The organism is Marinovum sp. (assembly GCF_034669705.1).
In the GTDB taxonomy this organism is placed as follows: Bacteria; Pseudomonadota; Alphaproteobacteria; order Rhodobacterales; family Rhodobacteraceae; genus Marinovum.
In genome coordinates, this window is sequence record NZ_JAXMOR010000004.1 from 165,459 (window position 1) to 184,327 (window position 18,869).

The window sequence follows — 18,869 nt, forward strand, 5'->3', positions numbered from 1 at the left end:
AAGCGCTTGCTCGCCGATCTGGATCGGCACTGTCTGAAGATCTCGGACCGCGCCGCATTTGACGGGCTCTCTCTGCTGCAGCCCGATAGCGTGACGATCAGCAAGATTGAAACCGTCGTGATCCTGATCCTTCTGATCCTGACCCTCGGCTGGCTGGCCGACATGCTGCTGCCCTCGATGAGGGAACCGTGGCGGACCGTTCTGGCAGTGACGGTAAATGTCTGCCTGATCAAGTATGTGTTTCTGCCGTGGTCGATCCGCTGCCTGGTGGCGCTGAAGGCACGGCTTTTCCGCTGACGGGCACCGCCGTCACTCACCGCGCACCACCCCTCGGGCAAGCGCCGCCATCATGTCGGTCCGGGTCACGATCCCGGCAATCCTGCCGTAGTCCAGCACCGGCACTGCATCCACTTCGCCATCCGCCATCATGGCCAGAAGTAGGCCCATCGGCGTGTCCTGTGTCGCGCGCGGCCCCGCAACGCTCATGATATCAGACGCGCGCACCGGCTGATCGCGACGCCGGTCCACCAGCCGTTTCAGCGCCGGGACAAAGCCGCGTTGCAACCGCGCGGCATCCTCCTGAGCGCGCAAGATCAGGTGGATTTGGAAGATCACGCCAAGAAAAACGCCCTCCTCGTCGACCACGGGCAAAGACGTGAACCTGTGACGCCGAAACAGGTCGGCCACTTCGATCAAGGGCGTGTCCGGACGCACGGTGATCAGGTTGCGCGACATCAGATCGGCGGCCACCAGCGGCCCGGTCCTGTGGCTTGCGGCTTGCAATTCCGCCGCGCCGATCAGCCGGGCAAGGTCTTCGACCCCGAGGTTGAACGACTGGCGATAGCGTTCGAGGATCGCGGTCAGTTCGTCTTCCGAAAGACCAAGCCGCTCGGGCGGTTCCGCATCCGCCGTTCCATGCCGGTTCGGCTCATCAAATTGCCGGAACGGATAGCGCCGCCCGGTCAGCCGCGCGTATATCGCCGCCAGGACCACCAGCGATGCGGTGCCGATACCGATGGGCGCAAGAGCGAACCAGAAGCCCAGGTTCGCCATCGCCTCCGGGCTCATGGCGGCGGTCATTGCCACCGCGCCGGCCGGCGGATGCACCGCACGGCAGAGGATCGTGGCCACGATGGCCAGACCGACGCCGAGCGCGATACGCGTGAGCGGATCGGTCAGAATTAGACAAACCGCAACGCCAACAAGGGCAGCGACTGTATTGCCGACAATGGCCGAGAAAGGCTGCGCCAGCGGGCTGTTGGGCACCGCGAAAAGAAGCACGGAGCTCGCCCCGAAAGGGGCCACCAGATATAGACCGAGCTCCAGGTCCACCACCGGAGACAGGATCAGAAGGCCGGTCAATCCCAAGCCCACACAGGCGCCTATCCCGGCGCGGATCGCCTCGGTTGGCGGAGCTCTCGCAACTGCCGGGCCAAGTGAACGTAGAAATTGCACGGCACTGCCTTTCAAATTTGAGCGCAACTATCCAAATAACTTTCGGGATCACAAGCAAGACCGTGCCCAGGATCCCACCGGACGAAAAAGCGGCGCCCCGAAGAGCGCCGCAATCTTTTGTTTCGGGTCGGCTACTCGCCGTGACCCGGGACCTCAGACGTGGTTGTCCTTCTCCAGAGATCCCTCGCCGTGGCCGGCCCAACCGCCGGAGACTTCCTCTGTGGCTTCGTCGGACAGCTCTTCCGGCAGGATCAGGTTCAGCACGATGGCCAGGAAGGCCGCCGGCAGAAGGCCCGAGGTCAGGAGCACGCGCGCGGTGTCCGGCAGGTGCTGCAATGCGCCCGGTTCCAGCTGGAGACCCAAACCGATGCTGAGCGAGATCGCGAAGATCACCATGTTGCGGCGGTTCCAGTTCACGTCGGACAGCATCGAGATGCCCGCCGCGACCACCATGCCGAACATAACGATCACGCCGCCGCCCAGAACCTCGATGGGAATGGTCCGGATGATGCCGCCCACTTTCGGGACCAGCCCGCAGACGATCAGGAAGATCGCCCCGCAGGTCACCACGTGGCGGCTCATCACGCCGGTCATAGCAATCAGGCCGACGTTTTGGCTGAACGAGGTGTTTGGGAAGCCGCCGAAGATGCCGGCCACGGCAGTGCCGAAACCGTCGGCATAGGTGGCGCCGGTGATTTCCTCGGGTGTAGCTTCACGCCCTGCACCACCCTTGGTGATACCGGACACGTCGCCAACCGTTTCAATCGCCGAGATGAAGGCCATGAGGCAGAAGCCGATGACCGCGGCGATCGAGAACTCGAACCCGTACTTGAATGGCTGCGGCAGCGCGAAGGCGGCGGAGCGCTCCCACGAGGTAGCGATCGACTCGACGCTCAGCATGCCGACACCGATGGCGTAGAGGTAGCCCACGATCAGCCCGATCAGCACCGCCGAGATCGACAACATCCCCTTGGCGAAGAACTTGAGGCCCAGCGTGACCAGGATCACGATGATCGCCGCCGACCAGTTCAGCAGGCTGCCGTATTCCTCGGTGCCAATGGCCGGAACACCGCCCGCGGCGTACTGGATGCCGACCTTGACCAGCGCCAGGCCGATCATCGTCACCACAAGGCCGGTCACCAGCGGCGGTAAAGCAAACCGCAGCTTGCCGACAAACGTACCGATGAAGGCGTGGAACAGACCGCCGATGATAACACCGCCGAACAGCGCGGCCAGCGCGTCGACGCCCTTGCCCGCAACCAGCGGGATCATGATCGGTAGAAAGGCAAAGGATGTGCCCTGCACGATCGGCAACGCGGCGCCGACGGGGCCGATGGTGATGGTCTGAAGCAGCGTAGCGAGACCGGCGAACAGCATCGACATCTGGATCAGGTAGAGCAGTTCCGGGAAATCGGGCGAGCCCGATCCGAACCCGAAACCCGCCGCACCGGCGACGATGATCGCGGGCGTGACGTTGGATACGAACATCGCCAGTACGTGCTGGATGCCCAGCGGAATGCCCTTGGCAAGGCCTGGAAAGTAATTCGGGTCGCGGAGCTGCTCCGGTGTCCCTATGGAATGATCAGCCATTAAGTCTCTCCCCATATATAGCTGTTGGTTGACCGCCTCTCCTCCCGGCGGCTGGGACCTCAGCCCTTGACCACCTCAAAGGCGGTATCGAACCAGTGTTCTTCGAGGTTGGGTCCGTCGCTCACGCGGTCGACAACCGCAAAAAGCCCGGAACCGCCAAGCGGCGTGAGCACCCCGTGCCAGACGTTCCGCCCAATGTTGACCGCCTGCCCCGGCGCCGTGACAAACGCGCGCGGCATACCGGGTCGTCCATTCTCGTCCTCGGCCAAAACGACGAGAAAGCCCTCATCGCTCATGGGTATAAAGGCCTGCGAGCCCAGCGGATGACGCTCCATCATTTCCAGCCGGAACGGCAGGCTGAAGATCTCGGACTTGAACAGGCTGATGCCCGGCTTGCCGTCAACGATATCGAGTTCGGCGAGGTCGTGGAACCGGCCGCAGAGCCCCTTGTTGATCAGCTTGTCCGGCTCGCCGGTGCATTCGATAAGCTCGGCCAGGCCGGACATCGCGCCACGACGCGCGGGCAGCGCAGGTATTTTTTCCAGTGTCACACTCATGGTAAAAGGTCCTTCAGTCGGAATTCGGCGATGCGTTCCACCTGACGGCAGGCTTCGGCAAATTCGGTGTCAGTGTCGTTGTTGATACGGCGATCGAAGTTCTCCTTGATCGACGCCTTGTCATGATCGCGCACGGCGATGATGAATGGAAAACCGTGCTTATCGACATATTCGGTGTTCATCCGCGTCAGCGTCTCGCGCTCTTCGTCGGTCAGCATGTCGAGACCCGCGCCCGCCTGCTCGGAGGTGCTCTCGGCCGTCAGCCGTCCTGCGGCCGCCAGTTTTCCGGCCAGGTCCGGGTGCGCAGTCAGGACGTCAAGACGCTGTTCCTTGCTGGCAGAGCGGAACACGCGCGCCAATGCGTTGTGCAGTCCCAAGGCCGTGTCATGCGCGGCCCCCAGTTCCAAGTCGTAGGCTCCTTCGGCAATCCAGGGCGAGTGCTCGAAGATGCTGCCGAATTTCGCCACGAAGGCGTCGCGTTCCATTTCGGAGGGGCGCTCGCGCCGTGCATGCGGATGGGTTTTCGCCCAGTGCTCGGCAATCTCCAGCCGTGACGGGCACCAGACGTCGTCGAACCCCTGGATATAGTCGATGAACCGCTTCAGCGCCGCGATCTTGCCCGGTCGCCCCACCAGACGGCAGTGCAGCCCGATCGACATCATCTTCGGGCTGCCCTCTTGGCCCTCGGCATACAGCGTGTCGAAGGCGTCCTTGAGGTAGCTGCCGAAATGCTCGCCCGTCACCCAGCCCGGCGCTGTGGCAAAGCGCATGTCGTTGGCTTCCAGAGTGTATGGAATGATCAGCTGGTCGCGGTCGCCGTATTCTCGCCAGTAGGGCAGATCGTCGTCGACAGTGTCCGAGATATAGTCGAACTGCCCTGTCTCTGCCGCCAGCCGCACGGTGTTCTCACTGCAGCGCCCGGTGTACCAGCCGCGCGGTTCCTCACCCACCACTTCGGTATGAAGCCGGATCGCCTCGGCAATAGCCGCGCGCTCTTGATCTTCGGGCATGTCCTTGTGCTCGACCCACTTCAGGCCGTGGCTTGCGATCTCCCAGCCAGCCGACTTCATGGCCGCCACCTGCTCGGGATTGCGAGCCAGAGCCGAGGCGACGCCATAGATGGTCAGCGGGATGCCCGCACCGGTGAACAGGCGGTGCAGCCGCCAGAAGCCGGCCCGCGCGCCATATTCGTAGATCGATTCCATGTTCCAGTGGCGCTGGCCCGGCCACATCGAAGCCCCCGGAATATCCGACAGGAACGCCTCGGAGGCCGCGTCGCCGTGCAACACGCAATTCTCGCCGCCCTCCTCGTAATTCAGCACAAACTGCACGGCCACCTTCGCTCCGTTCGGCCATTGGGCGTCGGGGATGCGGGGGCCGTAACCGATCATGTCGCGCGGATATCGTGTCAATGCGGTACTCCTTTTCGTCCCCTCCTTCATAGGACATAAAATCGCGTTTGTTTTTCAAAAAAAGACGAAAGGAGCCTCTTGCACGGCCCCGTTTGTGTCGCCGCCCGTTTCCCGACTAGAAAACGGCAAGCAATAAAGGAGTCCCCCTGTGACCGGCTATCTGACAACTCACGTCCTCGACACGGCCCGCGGCTGCCCGGCAGAAGGCCTGGAGATCGAGCTCTTTCGCATCCAGGGCGACACCCGGACTCTGCTCAAGACGCTGAAAACCAACGACGACGGGCGCACCGACGAGCAGATCCTGCCTGCGGACAAGTTCGAGACCGGCACCTACGAGTTGGTGTTCCACGCCGGGGCGTACCTGGATGCCTGCGGCACACCGCCCGAAGAGCCGCGATTCCTCGACATCATCCCAATCCGGTTCGGCATGTCGGAAGCCTCGCACTACCATGTGCCGCTTCTGCTATCGCCTTTTGGCTACGGCACGTACCGGGGAAGCTGAGCGCCGATCGCTATTCAGATTAGTGTCACGAACCGTAGCACCAATCCGTTCGATCATGAAGTCCATGAACAAACGCGTTTTCGGATCCTGACCGCGTCTGTGTGTGTAGAGGCATGCCATCTGGATGGGCTCCGGCGGCGTTTCGAGGGCCACGGGAATCAGGGCGCCTGTTTTCAAGTGTTCGGAAATCTCGAAAATCGGTTTCATCGCGATGCCTCGCCCCGCCAAGGCCCAATCGGTCAACACGTCGCCATCGTCGGATTCATAGCGCCCCCTGACCGGAAAACGCTCAGGGCCTTCATTGGTCATCAATCTCCACTGAAACTCGGCGGCACCGGGAAACCGCAGGCTGAGACATTCGTGTCCTTGCGCAAGAATGTCCTGACCATTTGCCGGCATCCCGCGCTTTTCCAAGTAAGATGGCGCGGCAACCAATACACGCGCGACGTCAGCGATCTTGCGGATTCGCAAGTTGCTGTCCTCGGGCTGGCCAAGGAAAAAAGCAAGGTCCAGCCCTTCGGTCGTAAGATCGACCTTTCGGTCCGTCAGCCTCAGACGAATGCTGACCTCTGCATAATCATCCAGAAAATCCGGCACGGCCGGCGCAATCAACCTTCGCCCCACGCCAAGCGGAGCTGCCACGTATAACGAGCCCTTGAGGTTCTCTGTCATGTCGACGATCTGAGCCTCGGCATTCTCGACCGCTTCAAGGATCTCGATTGCCCCGCGATAAAACGACTTGCCCTGCTCCGTCGGGTTCAGAGACCGCGTGGTGCGCTGGAACAGTCGCACGCCGAGATGTTCCTCGAGCTGCGCGATCCGCGCCGAGGTCACTGCCGGCGAAATTCTCAGGTCGCGCCCGGCGGCGGACATGCTGCCCAATTCGTAGACACGGACAAAGGTGCGGATGCTGTCGAAATAGGACATTGTTCGGTTTTCTTTGAGACTGCTTGGTGTTTCACAGCGATACCAGAACAAATTGCACTCGGCTAGTCTGGCCGTGAACTCGAATCCTTGGGAGGACCGCCATGTACGACCTGGCAATCATTTGGGACTGGATCGCCTTCTCCGTGCGATGGCTCCACATCATCACCGCGATGGCCTGGATCGGCGCGTCGTTCTATTTCGTGGCGCTCGATCTGATGCTCAAGCCCAACCCGAACCTGCCCGACGGCGCGCATGGCGAGGAATGGGAGGTCCACGGCGGCGGCTTCTATCACACGGTGAAATACCTGGTGGCTCCGGCCGAGATGCCCGAGCACCTGACCTGGCACAAGTGGCAGAGCTACTCGACATGGCTGTCGGGGGCCGCGCTTCTGATGATCATCTACTGGGTCGGCGGCGAGCTGTTCCTGATCGACCCGACGAAGATGGAACTTTCGTTGTGGCAGGCAATCCTGATTTCCGGCGGCTCGCTGACCATCGGCTGGATCGCCTATGACTTCCTGTGCAAGTCGAAGCTGGGCGGGACGCCGACGCTATTGATGCTGCTGCTGTTCGCGATCCTGGTGGCGATGGCCTGGGGCTACAACCAGATCTTCACCGGCCGCGCGGCGCTGCTGCACCTCGGCGCCTTCACCGCGACCATCATGACCGCCAACGTGTTCTTCCAGATCATGCCCAACCAGCGCGTCGTGGTGGACGATCTCAAGAACGGACGCACCCCTGACGCCAAGTACGGCAAGATCGCCAAGCTGCGCTCGACCCACAACAACTACCTGACGCTGCCGGTCGTCTTCCTGATGCTGTCGAACCACTATCCGCTGGCCTTCGGGACCCAGTATGCCTGGATTATCGCCAGCCTCATCTTCCTGACCGGCGTGACCATCCGGCACTACTTCAACACCATGCACCGCACCGGCAAGGGTCCGAGTTGGACATGGCTCGTGACCGTGGTGATCATGATCCTGATCGCATGGCTGTCGACCCAGCCAGGGATGGACACCTACGAGGAAAGCGAAGCTCGCGCGTTGACGCCATACGAGCAGAAATTCGCCTCGGCGGACACGTTTGAGGACGCCTTCAACACGGTGGTCGGCAACTGCTCCATGTGCCACGGACGCGAGCCGTCCTGGGAAGGGATGCATTGGCCACCCAAGGGCGTCGTGCTGGAAACCCAGGCGGACGTGGCGCGCCACGCGGACCAGATCTACCTTCAGGCCGGCCGCAGCCACGCCATGCCGCCGCCGAACGCCATCCAGATGGACCAAGAAGCGCGTCAGCAGATCGTGCGCTGGTATCGCGACGTCACCGCGGGTGAAAGCTGATAGGGGAAAGGCGGCGGGATGCGACTGGGGCTCATCGGTTACGGAAACATCTCGCGCCATCTTGTCCGGCTTCTCTCTGGTGAACTGACCGAACAATTTACCGTACAGGTGCGCCCGCAGGCCCTGGAGGCCGCGCGGGCGCAGTCGCGCGGAACGGGTGGGCCTGGACCGATCGAGTTTGTGACGTCTCGCGAAGCGTTGCAGTCCGCACACCCTGATCTGGTGGTCGAATGTGCCGGGCAGTCGGCGGTGGACCGGCACGTTGAGCCCCTGCTTCTTGCGGGGATCGACTGTCTGATTGTCTCGGTCGGTGCCTTGGCCGACGCAGAGTTACACGACAGGCTGACCCTTGCGGCCGGACGCGGCGCATCACGGATGATCCTACCTTGTGGCGCGATCGGCGGGCTCGATCTTCTGGCCGCGCTTTCGAGTGCCGGGAGTGTCGAGGTCACATATCGTGGCGCCAAACCGCCCGCCGCCTGGAAAGCTACGCCGGCCGAGAACCACGTGCGCCATGACGGATTGACGGCACCGACAACGTTTTTCACCGGCACCGCGCGAGAGGCCGCGCGTCTGTTTCCCCAAAATGCCAACGTCGTGGCTGCGCTCGCCCTGGCAGGACCCGGGTTCGAAGGCATCTCGGTGGAGCTGATCGCGGACCCTTCGGCCACCGGCAACCGGCACAGCTACGAAGTCCGCTCGCCGATCTGCAGCTACACCGTCGATATCGAGAACGCGGCGTCCGAAGGCAACGCACGAACATCGACGGCCACGGTCTTCAGCCTGCTGCACGAAATCCGTTCCTATGCCGCAGCGCGTATCGCGAGGGGGGCGAGATGAGCGTCAAGCCGAGCCACGTGTTGAACGATGATACGCCCGTGATCCCGGAAGGGGCCTTCAGCTATCCGATAGATAGGCTCATGCCCACGCGTTGGTTCGGTTTCTTGCTCTTGCCGGAATTCACGCTGCTCGCCTTCAGCTCCGCCATAGACCCGTTGCGGATCGCCAATCAATTGGCGGGCAAGCCGCTCTATGGCTGGCGCGTCTTCTCCGAGGAAGGAACCCCGGTGCGCTCATCCACGGGCCTGGAGGTTTCGGTGCACGGTGGTCTCGTTGCGATCCCCCCGGAGTTGCAACTCTTTGTCTGCTCCGGAAATCGCGGCACCGAGGTGGCATCGCAACAGGTGATCGCCGCCATCAGGAAGCACGCGCGCTTCGGCGGGCAGGTCGGCGGCATCTGCACCGGCGCCGCCACGCTGGCTCGCGCCGGATTGCTGGACGGCAAGCGCTTTACCCTGCATTGGGAAAACCAGCCCGGCTTCATTGAAGCGTTTCCCGACCTTGCACCCAGCAGTGCCCGATTTGAGAAAGATGGGGGTCTGCTGACCTGTGGAGGCGGATCGGCGGCGACCGCAATGATGGTCGAACTGATTTCGGACGACTACGGCAGGGACTTTGCCATCGCGGTCGCCGACATGTGTCTGAAAAACCCGGACGCCTCACCCGACCGGGATCAAGGCTCCGCTTGGCAATTTCCCTGTTCGTCGGGACCATGCCCATCCAGCCACCTTGCGAAACCGTCACACGCATGTTCGGCCAGCCGGTCTCCATCACGCAGTCGCCCTCGGCGGCCCAGTGGGACATCAGGTCTGCCAAGGCATCAGGCCGACGGTCGGGCATGGAGCGCAGCGCCGGGGCCTGTTGCCAGTTGCCAGTTGTGAAATCCCGACCGGCCACGCCGTGTTAACTTTGCGCATACTGCAACGCGGACCTAGACCAATTTTCGCTAAGTATACCTTTTCCAAGCAGATAAATTGAAAATGATTAAAAATAAAAAATTGGTTTGCTTTTTACTCTTGTCGGATCGAACTTGTTTGAGGTGGGGCAGCGTGTGGATTCGGCCTCTCGAGATGCGGTTCTGTGCTTTGATGGTTGATATGGGAGACGTCTGATGAAACTGATATTGGCTTGGGCCGATTTTGCCGCCCTGACACGGTACGCGCCGGAATCATGACCCGGACAGTCCGCTTCCCAAACTGGCTTGTCCGGCGCTTGCACGGCGGGCTGGCACGTGTGCCGATTGTTGCCGACATGATGCTGGCAGCTGTTTCAGACGCGGCGGTGGTCTGGGCCTCGGCGCTGGGCTCGACCCCCGATCCGGCGATGCGCATATGCCGTGCTCACCCTGTGCCCGGTCTTCCCCGATATCGTGACGTGGCTGCCCCGCGTACCCGGATATTGATCGCGTGAAAGTAGCAATGCCATGAAGATACTTCTTATCAATCCTAACACCACCGAAGCGCTGACCGAGCTGCTGACCGGGGCGGCCCGCAAAGTCCTGCCCGAGGGGGTGACACTCGACTGCATCACCGCCACGACCGGGGTGCCGTATATCTCGACCCGGACCGAGGCGGTGCTGGGCGGGCTCTCGGTGCTCGAAATCCTCGCCGAACGGCATCATAAGTACGATGGGGCGATCGTCGCGGCCTTTGGTGATCCGGGGTTGGGTGCGGCGCGCGAGCTGTTCGACATTCCGGTGGTCGGGCTGGCCGAGGCCGGGATGCTGACCGCCTGCATGCTGGGCGGACAGTTTTCCATCGTGACCTTCGCGCAGGCGCTCGGACCGTGGTACCGGGAATGCGTCGATTGGCACCGGCTGGGCGCGCGATGCGCCTCGATCCGGATGCTTGACGGCGAGTTCCACTCCATCTCGGATGTGCAAGAGGAGAAGGCCGACCTGCTGGTCGATTTGACAATGCGCGCCGTGGATGAAGACGGTGCCGATGTCATCGTGCTTGCAGGGGCGCCTCTTTCGGGGCTGGCGGAACAGGTGCGTGACCGCATTCCCGTGCCGATTGTCGATTGCGCCGCGGCGGCGCTGCGACAGGCGGTGACCTTGGCGGCGCTGCGTCCGGTGGGCGCGTCACGCGGCGGCTTCGCGCGACCGGCGGCCAAACCCTCGATCGGGCTCAGCGACGCTCTGGCAGCCCGGATCGCGCGCGCGGACCGTGCGTGATCGCCGGACCCGGCCGGAGCTTTTGTGATGAACCAGAGAACGAGGAACGGCATGGCGGAACCGGTAAAGAAGGTGCGGCTGGGCCGCCAGCACCTGCATGAACGCGTGGCGGAGGAGCTGCGCGACCGGATCATAACCTGCCAACTTCCCCCCGGCACCCGTCTTGCGGTCAATGAACTCGCCGAAGAGATCGGCGTTTCGCTCACCCCCCTCAGGGAAGCGATCAAGCTCTTGGCCAGCGAGCATCTGATCGAGATGACGCCAAACCGGGGCGCGCGCATCTCGGCGGTGACAGTCGAACAGACCCGGCATCTCTTTGAAGTGATCTCGGGCACCGAGGCGCTGGCCGCTGAACTGGCCTGCAAGCGGATGACCGACGCGGAACTGGCAGAGTTGCTGAGCCTGCACGAAGAAATGCAGGACGTCGCCGGAACCGCTGGACGGGACAGGTATTTCGATCTCAATCGCCGGATCCATGATCAGATCGTGTTGTTCGCCCGCAATCCGATCCTTGCTGACCAGCGTGCACGACTGGCGCGGCAGGCCGAACGGGTGCGCTATATCGCGCTTGGCAACGACGGTCGGCGCGGCGCGGCTATGCAGGAACACCAAGAACTGATGCGGGCCTTCGAGGCCCGTGATCCGGAAGGGGCGCGGCGGATCTGGCAGCAGCACCTGATGGTCTCGGGGGCGCAGACAATAGAAGTCCTGGCGCAACTTGGCGGCTGAGTCATGCGCGCCCATCCATCCAGAAGGGAAAGACATGAGCACCGAATTTGACCTCGTCATCCGCGGCGGCCGGATCGCCACCGCCGCCGACATCTTTGACGCCGATATTGGTATCTCCGGCGGCGTCATCACTGCGCTGGGCCGTGCGCTCAGGTCAGGCCGCGAAGAGATTGACGCCAGTGGCAAGCTGATCCTGCCCGGTGGGGTCGATGCACATTGCCATTTCGATCAGCCCAGCAGCGACGGATCGGTCATGGCCGATGACTTCGACAGTGGGCCACGCTCCGCCGCATTTGGCGGCACCACCACCGTGATCCCCTTCGCGTGCCAGCAGAAAGGCCAGAGCCTGCGCGCCGCAATCGAGGACTACCATGCCCGCGCTGAGGGCAAATCGGTGATCGACTACGCCTTCCACCTGATCGTCACCGACCCCACTCCGCAGGTGCTGGGACAGGAGCTTCCAGCGCTGATCCGCGAGGGCTATACCTCATTCAAGGTCTACACCACCTATGACGATTTGAAGCTGAACGACCGTCAGATCATCGAGGTGCTGGCCCTGGCAAAGCGCGAAGGCGCGCTGACCATGATCCACGCCGAGAACTCCGACGCTATCGCCTGGCTGACCGAGGCACTGGAACAGGCCGGCCAGACCGCGCCGCGCTTTCACGCTGACGCGCGCCCGGCGATCGCTGAGCGTGAGGCGACGCACCGAGCGATTTCGCTGGCCGAGATCGTCGACGTGCCGATGCTGGTGGTACATGTCTCGGGTGGCGAGGCGATGGAGCAGATCGCCGCCGCCCGCGCCAAGGGGCTCAGAGTGTTCGCCGAGACCTGCCCGCAATATATCCTTCTCACTGCCGCTGATCTCGACCTCGAGGGCTTCGAGGGCGCCAAGCATATCTGCTCGCCGCCACCGCGCGACACCGCCAGCCAGGAGAGCGTTTGGCGCGGGTTGGCCAACGGCACCTTTCAGGTGTTCTCGTCAGATCACGCGCCCTTTGCCTATGACAGCAAGACCGGCAAGAAGCTCTGCGGTGATGGTGCGAGCTTTGCCCATGTGCCCAACGGCATTCCCGGCGTGGAAACCCGGCTGCCGCTGCTGTTTTCCGAAGGTGTTGGGCAGCGGCGCATCTCGCTCAACCAATTCGTGGCCTTGACCGCGACCAACCCGGCGCGGCTCTACGGGCTCTATCCCCGCAAGGGCACGATTGCCGTCGGGACTGACGCCGATCTGGCGATTTGGGATGTCGACCGCGTGGTGACAGTCAGTAATGACATGCTGCACCACAACGTCGATTATACACCTTACGAGGACCGCCAGGTCACCGGCTGGCCAGAGACGGTTCTGTCGCGCGGCGAAGTCGTGATCGCGGGCGGCGCGTTACACGCTGCGAAGGGCCGGGGTCGGTTTCTCGAGTGCGGCCCGCCAGATATGGGGATCTGAGCGGACGTCACTCGACCGCGCGCCGACGGCCCCGGATCGAACCGATTCGCCCCGCCGCTTCTTCCAAGGCTCAACTGCTGGTGCACTTGCAGCATAAAATGCAATAAACCGCGCAAAAACAGCAAGATAGAAATAATTAGATTAAAAATCTAAAATAGCTTAAGCTGCTGTAGCAACGGATGAAATCAAGCTTTGGAGACCAGAGATGCGCAAACCCGGACGTCACTTCCTGCAGATACCCGGCCCCAGTACGGTGCCCGACCGCGTATTGCGGGCAATCGACCATCCCACCATGGATCACCGCTCTCCGGAGTTCGGCGACCTTGGCCGTCGCGCGCTTGACGGAATGAAGACGATTTTCGGCACCGAGGCGGATGTCATCATCTATCCGGCCTCTGGCACCGGGGCCTGGGAGGCAGCTCTGGCCAATACCATGTCAACGGGCGATGCAGTCCTGATGTGCGAGACCGGGCATTTCGCCTGGCTCTGGCAGCGGCTGGCCCGGCGGCTTGGCCTTGACCCCCAGGTGATCGAGACCGACTGGCGCCAAGGGGCCGATGTGGCGGCGATCGAGGATCATCTACACGCAGACAGCGGTCACGCAATCAAGGCGGTCTGCGTCGTGCATAACGAGACCTCCACCGGAGCGGTGTCGGATATCGCTGCCGTGCGCGCCGCCATTGATGCCGCCGGACACCCGGCGCTCCTGATGGTGGACACGATCTCGTCACTGGGGTCAGTCGCTTATCAGCATGACGCCTGGGGCGTCGACGTGACCATCGGCGGATCGCAGAAAGGGCTGATGCTGCCGCCGGGTCTGTCCTTCAACGCGGTAAGCGCCAAGGCGCTGGCCGTCTCTGAGAAGGCGTCGCTGCCGCGGTCGTTCTGGGATTGGGGCGAAATGATCGCCGCCAACAAGACCGGATATTTCCCCTATACCCCGGCCACCAACATGCTTTACGGGCTGGTCGAGGCGCTGGAAATGCTCCACGAAGAGGGGCTTCAGGCGGTATTCGCGCGGCACGAACGCCATGGTGAGGCGACCCGGCGTGCGGTGGCTGGCTGGGGACTTGAGGTGCTGTGCCGGGTGCCGGAACATCGCTCTCCGGTGCTGACGGCGGTTATGATGCCCGACGGCCATTCAGCGGATGCGCTGCGCCGGATAATCCATGGCGAGTTGAACATGTCGCTTGGCAACGGGCTCGGGCAACTTCAGGACCGGGTGTTCCGCATCGGGCATCTTGGGGATTTCAACGATCTGATGCTGATGGGCACGCTGGCGGGCATCGAGATGGGCCTCGCCCGCGCCGCGGTGCCCCATACCAGGGGCGGTGCACAGGCGGCCCTGGATTTCCTCGCCACGGCAAATGCTGGCGAACGACACGTACGCGCAGCTTAAAGCGTTTCGCGTTTAACCTGCATCATCTAACGCTGCCTGAAATCAAAGATTTCAACGCGTTAGATGATGCAGGGTGTCGCAAGTAAAACGCGAAACGCTCTAATTTTAATGCTCCCTGAACTGGCCGGGCCACGTGCCCGGCCTTTTTTCAGGCCACAGACCCGATCAGCCTCCTGCGCCAACGCCGACCTCTTCCTGCCATTGCTCGACCAGCCTGCAGGCCTCGTCACCCGCGCGTTGCAGGTGTACCTGCCAGATGTCACGGGCGGCATCGGCGTCGCGGGCCTTGAGTGCTCGCATCAGCTTCGAGTGATCTTCCATCGACACTGCGCGGTGCGCTGAGGTGGTGACAGACAGGAACCGCGCACGCTCGACGTGAAAGCCGAGCGAGGTCCGAACCCGGGTCAAATCGGGGTTCTTGGCCGCATCGACCACCAGATTGTGTATTTTGAGATTGCAGTCAAAATAGCCGGGCAGATCGCCGGCGGCGTGGCTCTTGAGCATTTGGGCATGCAGGTCATCCAGCCGGGCCAGTTCGTCGTCGGTGATCCTCTGGACGGCCAGTTCGGCGGCCAGCGCCTCAAGCCGCGAGATCACCTCGAAAAGCGACCGCGTGCCTTCGACCGAGATCTCCGAAACCCGGGCGCCGCGATTTGCCATCAGCTCGACGAGGGATTCCTTGGCGAGGATCTTCAAGGCTTCTCGCATCGGAGTCATCGAGACGTCGAGCTCTTCAGCCAGCTCGGAGATGCGGATTTTCTCGCCCGGGGCAAGGGTTCCACTGATGATCATGCGGCGCACTTCGTCAGCCACCTGCTCATGCAGGGGGATGCGGCTGATCACCTGCTTGCCTCGGCTGGTCATTCGGCGCCGTTGATGCTCGGTCTTGCGCGTTTTCATCACGCCCCCCTTGTGCTCTCTCCCGAAGTCCGCCCCAGAACAGACTTTTGTAGACGACACAGCTTGCCGTGGAAAATTAAAAAACATACAATTAAGATCACACTAACTCACTGAAAGAAAGAACAAAATGAATAATTTATCACAGGGCGATCTGCTTGTGGATGCCATGTTGCAAGCTCGCCGCAGCGGCCGCCCGGTCGATGCGCGCAGGTTCACAGAATCGCCGCTCTCGGAGCGCGACGCCTATGCCGTTCAGGCTGGCGTGGTCGCGGCTTGCGGGCCTGTCGGCGCGTTCAAGGTGGCCAACAAGCCAGACGCGCCACGGATCATGGCGCCGATCCTTGCCGCCGATCTGATCGACAACCCCGCGGAGCTGGCCGTACCTGCCAATGAGGCCATCGGCATCGAGCTGGAGATTGCATTTCGCGTCGACGCGCCCTTGCCGCCGCGGGACGCGCCGGACCGCCGGCGTCGGGTGGCGGACTGTCTTTCGGCCCTGCCAGTGATCGAGATTGTCCGCACCCGACTGACTGACGATGCGACGCCGATGCTGAAGCTGGCAGACAACCAGATCAATGGTGGGCTGGTGCTGGGCGCGCCGGTCAAAGCCTGGCAGGATCTGCCGATGGGCGAGATACAGGCGTCCTTGCGCTGCGGTGACGACCTGCTGCTCGACGGTGCAGCCAAGGTGCCGGGGGGGGATGCCTTTGAGAATTTCCTCGTGCTCGAAGAGATGGTCGGTGACCATTGCGGCGGGTTGAATCCTGGGCAGGTGGTGATCACGGGCTCGCTCAACGGACTGCCTTACGTCAAGACCGAGGCCGCGATCCTCGGGCGGATCGACGGCCTCGGCGAGGTGTCACTGCACCTCGGCCGACCTGGCTGACGAAAGGGCGAAGGCGGGCCAGTTCCAGGTCCGCTTTTCTGTCGTCGCAAGCGTCGCGGCGAGATCAAGCAGCTGGTTCTCCGCGCCCATATCTCCGATCAGCTGGCAGCCGATTGGCAGGCCGGCCGCGTCCCGACCGGCGGGCACTGCCAGCGCCGGGTGCCCGGCGGCATTGACCCAGCCGGTATAGATGGCATGGCCGCGCGGTCCGACCGGCTGGCCGGCGATCTTCTCGGGGTGGCCCTGATCGGCGGGCCAGGGCTGGGCGGCGGCGCAGGGCATCACGATGACATCCCAGTCGCCAAACAGACGCGAACAATCGGTCCTGAGCCGTTGCACCGCCTGAAGCGCAGCGAACAGCTCAACGGCGGGCACACCGCTGCCAGCTTCGGCCATGGCGAGGTACTGCGGCGCGGCCTTGGTCTGCATCCCGGGCAGGGTCGCGGCAATCTGTGCCAGGCCGATTTGCGCAAATCTTCCCCAGAAGGCATCGATCTCGGTGAGATCGAGCGGCAGCGCGCCTTCCGTCACATGATGACCTAGGTCCTGGAGCCGACCCACGAGGGCGCGATGGGCTGCGAGGATCTGTGGATCGCAGGGGTGCGCGTCAAGCAGCGGCACCGACAGGATGCGCAGACCCTGGCGCGTGGTGGGGGCCTCTGGCAGCGAGCGCGAGGCGGGGTCGCCGCGGTCCGGCCCGGCCAGCACGCGGTAGAGCGGGGTCAGGTCCGCAAGTTCGCGGGCAAAGGCGCCGATCACCTCGAAATCCATCAGGATTTGCGGCAGGCCGCCGCCGCGCGCGATGCGCCCGATCGAAGGTTTCAACCCGTAGAGCCCGGTATGGCCGGCGGGGCGGCGGGTCGAGCCGCCGCCGTCGGTGCCGATGGCGATGCAGGCCAGCCCCGCCGCCACCGCGGCCACCGATCCCCCGGAGGAGCCGCCTGGCGTCAGCGCCGGGTCCCAGGGGTTGCGGGTGGTGCCAAAACGGGCGTTGGAGGTATAGCCTTCGACAGCAAACTCCGGCGTATTGGTCTTGCCGACCAGCAGGGCACCGGCGGCCCGGAGCCGCGCCACCGGCAGTTCGTCCGCCATGGCCGGGCCGTCCAGTGCGCGGCTGCCCCATGTGGTGGGCAACCCCATGACATGCAGGTTGTCCTTGACCGCGACTGGCACGCCATCGAGCGGCGACAGTGGCTGGCCCGCGGACCAGCGAAGGCGCGACGCCGCCGCCTGCTCGGAAAAGTCATCGGCAAGCGCGACATAGGCGTTGAGTTTGGGGTTGAGCGATGCGATGCGCGCAGTGAGGCCCTCCGCGACCGTAACCGGATCGGTGCGGCCTGCGCGGTAGGCGGCCGACAATGCGGCCGCCCCCAGTTTCCAGCTTGGTTCTTTCATCGCCCCAGCCCACTCATGGTTTCCGGCAGCCACGTGACGATCTGCGGCACGAAGATCAGAAGGATGGTGAAGAGCACCATGATCAGCGCGTAAGGGATCGCCCCCAGGACAACGTCGCGGAACGGCCCGCCGTCGGTGCGCACGCCTTGCACGACATAGAGGTTCATGCCAACCGGCGGGGTGATCATTCCCAGTTCGCACATCAGCACGATGAAGATGCCGAACCAGATCGGGTCAATGCCGACCGCGGTGACGATGGGCAGGGCCACAGGGATGGTCAGTACCTGCATCGAGAGCACGTCCATGAACATGCCGAGAAACAGGTAGAAGACGATCAGCGCCATCAACAGCGCCCAGGCTGACAGGCCAAAGGATGCCACCCATTCGGTCATGGTCTGCGCAATGCCGCCGAGCGCCAGGGTGACGTTCAGCATGAAGGCCGCGGTGATGATCAGCAGGATCATTCCCGTGGTTTTGGCGGTCTGGCGGAAGCAGTTGTCGAAGAACTCGAGCGACAGTTTGCCTTCGCGGGCGGCAAAAGCCAGCGCCACCACGACGCCGAGAGCCGCGGATTCGGTGGGTGTGGCGATGCCGAAGTAGATCGAGCCCATGACCACCGCAAAGATGATTGCCGGCGGCACAAGGTGCTGGAGCGCCGCGATCTTGACTGACAGGGGAACGCGTGGCTCGTCTTCGCCGGTCGAGGCGGGGATAAAATAGGATTCCGCCGCGATATAGACCATGAACAGCAACGTCAGCGCGATCCCGGGGATGATGCCGGCAATGAACAATTGCCCGATCGATTCGTTGGCCAGCGAACCATAGATCAGCAGGTTGACCGAGGGCGGGATCAGGATGCCCAGGGTGCCGCCGGCGGCCAGTGACCCGAGCGCCTGGCGGGCGCCGTAGCCGCGCGCCTTGAGGTTGGGCAGCGCCACCGTGCCCACGGTCGCCGCCGTCGCGACCGAAGAGCCGGAGGTGGCGGCGAAGAGTGCGCAGCAGCCGATATTTGTGTGCAAAAGCCCGCCCGGCAACCGGTTCAGCCAGATCGCCAGCGCGCCGTACATCCGGTCGGCGATGCCGCTTCTGAGCAGCAGTTCGCCCAGCAGGATGAACAGCGGTATGGCGGTGAGGATGTTCTCGTTCTGCACCCCCCAGATCACCGGACCCATCGAATTCAGCAGCGGCCAGCCATAGAGCAGCACCCCGCCGATGACCCCCAGCACCACCATGATGACGGCAATCGGAAGTGACATGAGCAAAAGCCCCATCATCCCGAAAAAGCCTACGAATACAGAGCCTACGCCCATGATTGCC

19 protein-coding genes are annotated in these 18,869 nt (G+C 63.0%); 11 read left to right on the forward strand and 8 right to left on the reverse strand.

The window, feature by feature from the left end:
- The first annotated feature begins 6 nt into the window (after positions 1–6).
- Positions 7–297 (forward strand): hypothetical protein, encoded by a 291-nt coding sequence (locus VOI27_RS04620; protein ID WP_323764126.1) that lies wholly within the window; start codon positions 7–9, stop codon positions 295–297.
- A gap of 12 nt (positions 298–309) precedes the next feature.
- Here VOI27_RS04620 and VOI27_RS04625 read toward each other — a convergent pair whose 3' ends face one another.
- From VOI27_RS04625 to puuE, 4 genes are all read right to left on the reverse strand, one after another.
- On the reverse strand, positions 310–1,455 hold the full coding sequence (locus VOI27_RS04625; RefSeq protein ID WP_323764127.1) for an HPP family protein: 1,146 nt from the start codon (positions 1,453–1,455) through the stop codon (positions 310–312).
- 153 nt (positions 1,456–1,608) lie between these two features.
- Positions 1,609–3,045, reverse strand: a complete 1,437-nt coding sequence (locus tag VOI27_RS04630; RefSeq protein WP_323764128.1) for a nucleobase:cation symporter-2 family protein — start codon at positions 3,043–3,045, stop codon at positions 1,609–1,611.
- Positions 3,046–3,104: 59 nt separating this feature from the next.
- Positions 3,105–3,590, reverse strand: coding sequence for an ureidoglycolate lyase (locus VOI27_RS04635; RefSeq protein WP_416374645.1), 486 nt, complete (start codon positions 3,588–3,590; stop codon positions 3,105–3,107).
- Between the two features lie 8 nt (positions 3,591–3,598).
- A complete protein-coding gene (puuE, locus tag VOI27_RS04640) occupies positions 3,599–5,014 on the reverse strand; it encodes an allantoinase PuuE (protein ID WP_323764130.1) in 1,416 nt (471 codons plus the stop codon).
- A 148-nt stretch (positions 5,015–5,162) separates the two neighbouring features.
- On the opposite strand from puuE, the gene uraH reads away from it, so the two are divergent.
- The gene (gene uraH / locus VOI27_RS04645) at positions 5,163–5,516 is read left to right on the forward strand and encodes a hydroxyisourate hydrolase (protein ID WP_323764131.1); all 354 of its coding nucleotides are present in this window, start codon (positions 5,163–5,165) and stop codon (positions 5,514–5,516) included.
- On the opposite strand, the gene VOI27_RS04650 is transcribed toward uraH, so the two are convergent.
- A complete protein-coding gene (locus tag VOI27_RS04650) occupies positions 5,478–6,443 on the reverse strand; it encodes a LysR family transcriptional regulator (RefSeq protein WP_323764132.1) in 966 nt (321 codons plus the stop codon). The genes uraH and VOI27_RS04650 overlap by 39 nt on opposite strands.
- A gap of 101 nt (positions 6,444–6,544) precedes the next feature.
- Between VOI27_RS04650 and VOI27_RS04655 the strand changes: the two genes are divergently transcribed.
- From VOI27_RS04655 to VOI27_RS04685, 8 genes are all read left to right on the forward strand, one after another.
- Positions 6,545–7,783, forward strand: coding sequence for a urate hydroxylase PuuD (locus tag VOI27_RS04655; protein WP_323764133.1), 1,239 nt, complete (start codon positions 6,545–6,547; stop codon positions 7,781–7,783).
- An 18-nt stretch (positions 7,784–7,801) separates the two neighbouring features.
- Positions 7,802–8,623, forward strand: coding sequence for an aspartate dehydrogenase (locus tag VOI27_RS04660; protein ID WP_323764134.1), 822 nt, complete (start codon positions 7,802–7,804; stop codon positions 8,621–8,623).
- Entirely contained in the window at positions 8,620–9,504 is an 885-nt protein-coding gene (locus VOI27_RS04665; RefSeq protein ID WP_323764135.1) for an AraC family transcriptional regulator, read from the forward strand. The genes VOI27_RS04660 and VOI27_RS04665 overlap by 4 nt, the downstream gene beginning before the upstream one ends.
- Before the next feature lie 289 nt (positions 9,505–9,793).
- On the forward strand, positions 9,794–10,033 hold the full coding sequence (locus tag VOI27_RS23150; RefSeq protein ID WP_416374643.1) for a hypothetical protein: 240 nt from the start codon (positions 9,794–9,796) through the stop codon (positions 10,031–10,033).
- 13 nt (positions 10,034–10,046) lie between these two features.
- Positions 10,047–10,799, forward strand: a complete 753-nt coding sequence (locus VOI27_RS04670) for an aspartate/glutamate racemase family protein (RefSeq protein WP_323764136.1) — start codon at positions 10,047–10,049, stop codon at positions 10,797–10,799.
- A gap of 72 nt (positions 10,800–10,871) precedes the next feature.
- Complete coding sequence (locus VOI27_RS04675) at positions 10,872–11,528, forward strand: GntR family transcriptional regulator (RefSeq protein WP_323764137.1); 657 nt, start codon at positions 10,872–10,874, stop codon at positions 11,526–11,528.
- A 34-nt stretch (positions 11,529–11,562) separates the two neighbouring features.
- Positions 11,563–12,972 carry a dihydropyrimidinase gene (gene hydA, locus VOI27_RS04680; RefSeq protein ID WP_323764138.1) on the forward strand — a complete coding sequence of 470 codons (1,410 nt, stop codon included), beginning with the start codon at positions 11,563–11,565 and terminating at the stop codon, positions 12,970–12,972.
- A 205-nt stretch (positions 12,973–13,177) separates the two neighbouring features.
- Positions 13,178–14,371, forward strand: a complete 1,194-nt coding sequence (locus VOI27_RS04685; protein ID WP_323764139.1) for a pyridoxal-phosphate-dependent aminotransferase family protein — start codon at positions 13,178–13,180, stop codon at positions 14,369–14,371.
- Positions 14,372–14,536: 165 nt separating this feature from the next.
- On the opposite strand, the gene VOI27_RS04690 is transcribed toward VOI27_RS04685, so the two are convergent.
- Positions 14,537–15,271: a GntR family transcriptional regulator gene (locus VOI27_RS04690; RefSeq protein WP_323764140.1), complete on the reverse strand. Its 735-nt coding sequence runs from the start codon at positions 15,269–15,271 to the stop codon at positions 14,537–14,539.
- Positions 15,272–15,398: 127 nt separating this feature from the next.
- Between VOI27_RS04690 and VOI27_RS04695 the strand changes: the two genes are divergently transcribed.
- A complete protein-coding gene (locus VOI27_RS04695; protein WP_323764141.1) occupies positions 15,399–16,157 on the forward strand; it encodes a 2-keto-4-pentenoate hydratase in 759 nt (252 codons plus the stop codon).
- On the opposite strand, the gene VOI27_RS04700 is transcribed toward VOI27_RS04695, so the two are convergent.
- Both VOI27_RS04700 and VOI27_RS04705 read right to left on the reverse strand, forming a co-directional pair.
- Positions 16,131–17,552 carry an amidase gene (locus tag VOI27_RS04700; RefSeq protein WP_323764142.1) on the reverse strand — a complete coding sequence of 474 codons (1,422 nt, stop codon included), beginning with the start codon at positions 17,550–17,552 and terminating at the stop codon, positions 16,131–16,133. The genes VOI27_RS04695 and VOI27_RS04700 overlap by 27 nt on opposite strands.
- Complete coding sequence (locus VOI27_RS04705; RefSeq protein WP_323764143.1) at positions 17,549–18,862, reverse strand: TRAP transporter large permease; 1,314 nt, start codon at positions 18,860–18,862, stop codon at positions 17,549–17,551. The genes VOI27_RS04700 and VOI27_RS04705 overlap by 4 nt, the downstream gene beginning before the upstream one ends.
- Between the last annotated feature and the right edge of the window lie 7 nt (positions 18,863–18,869).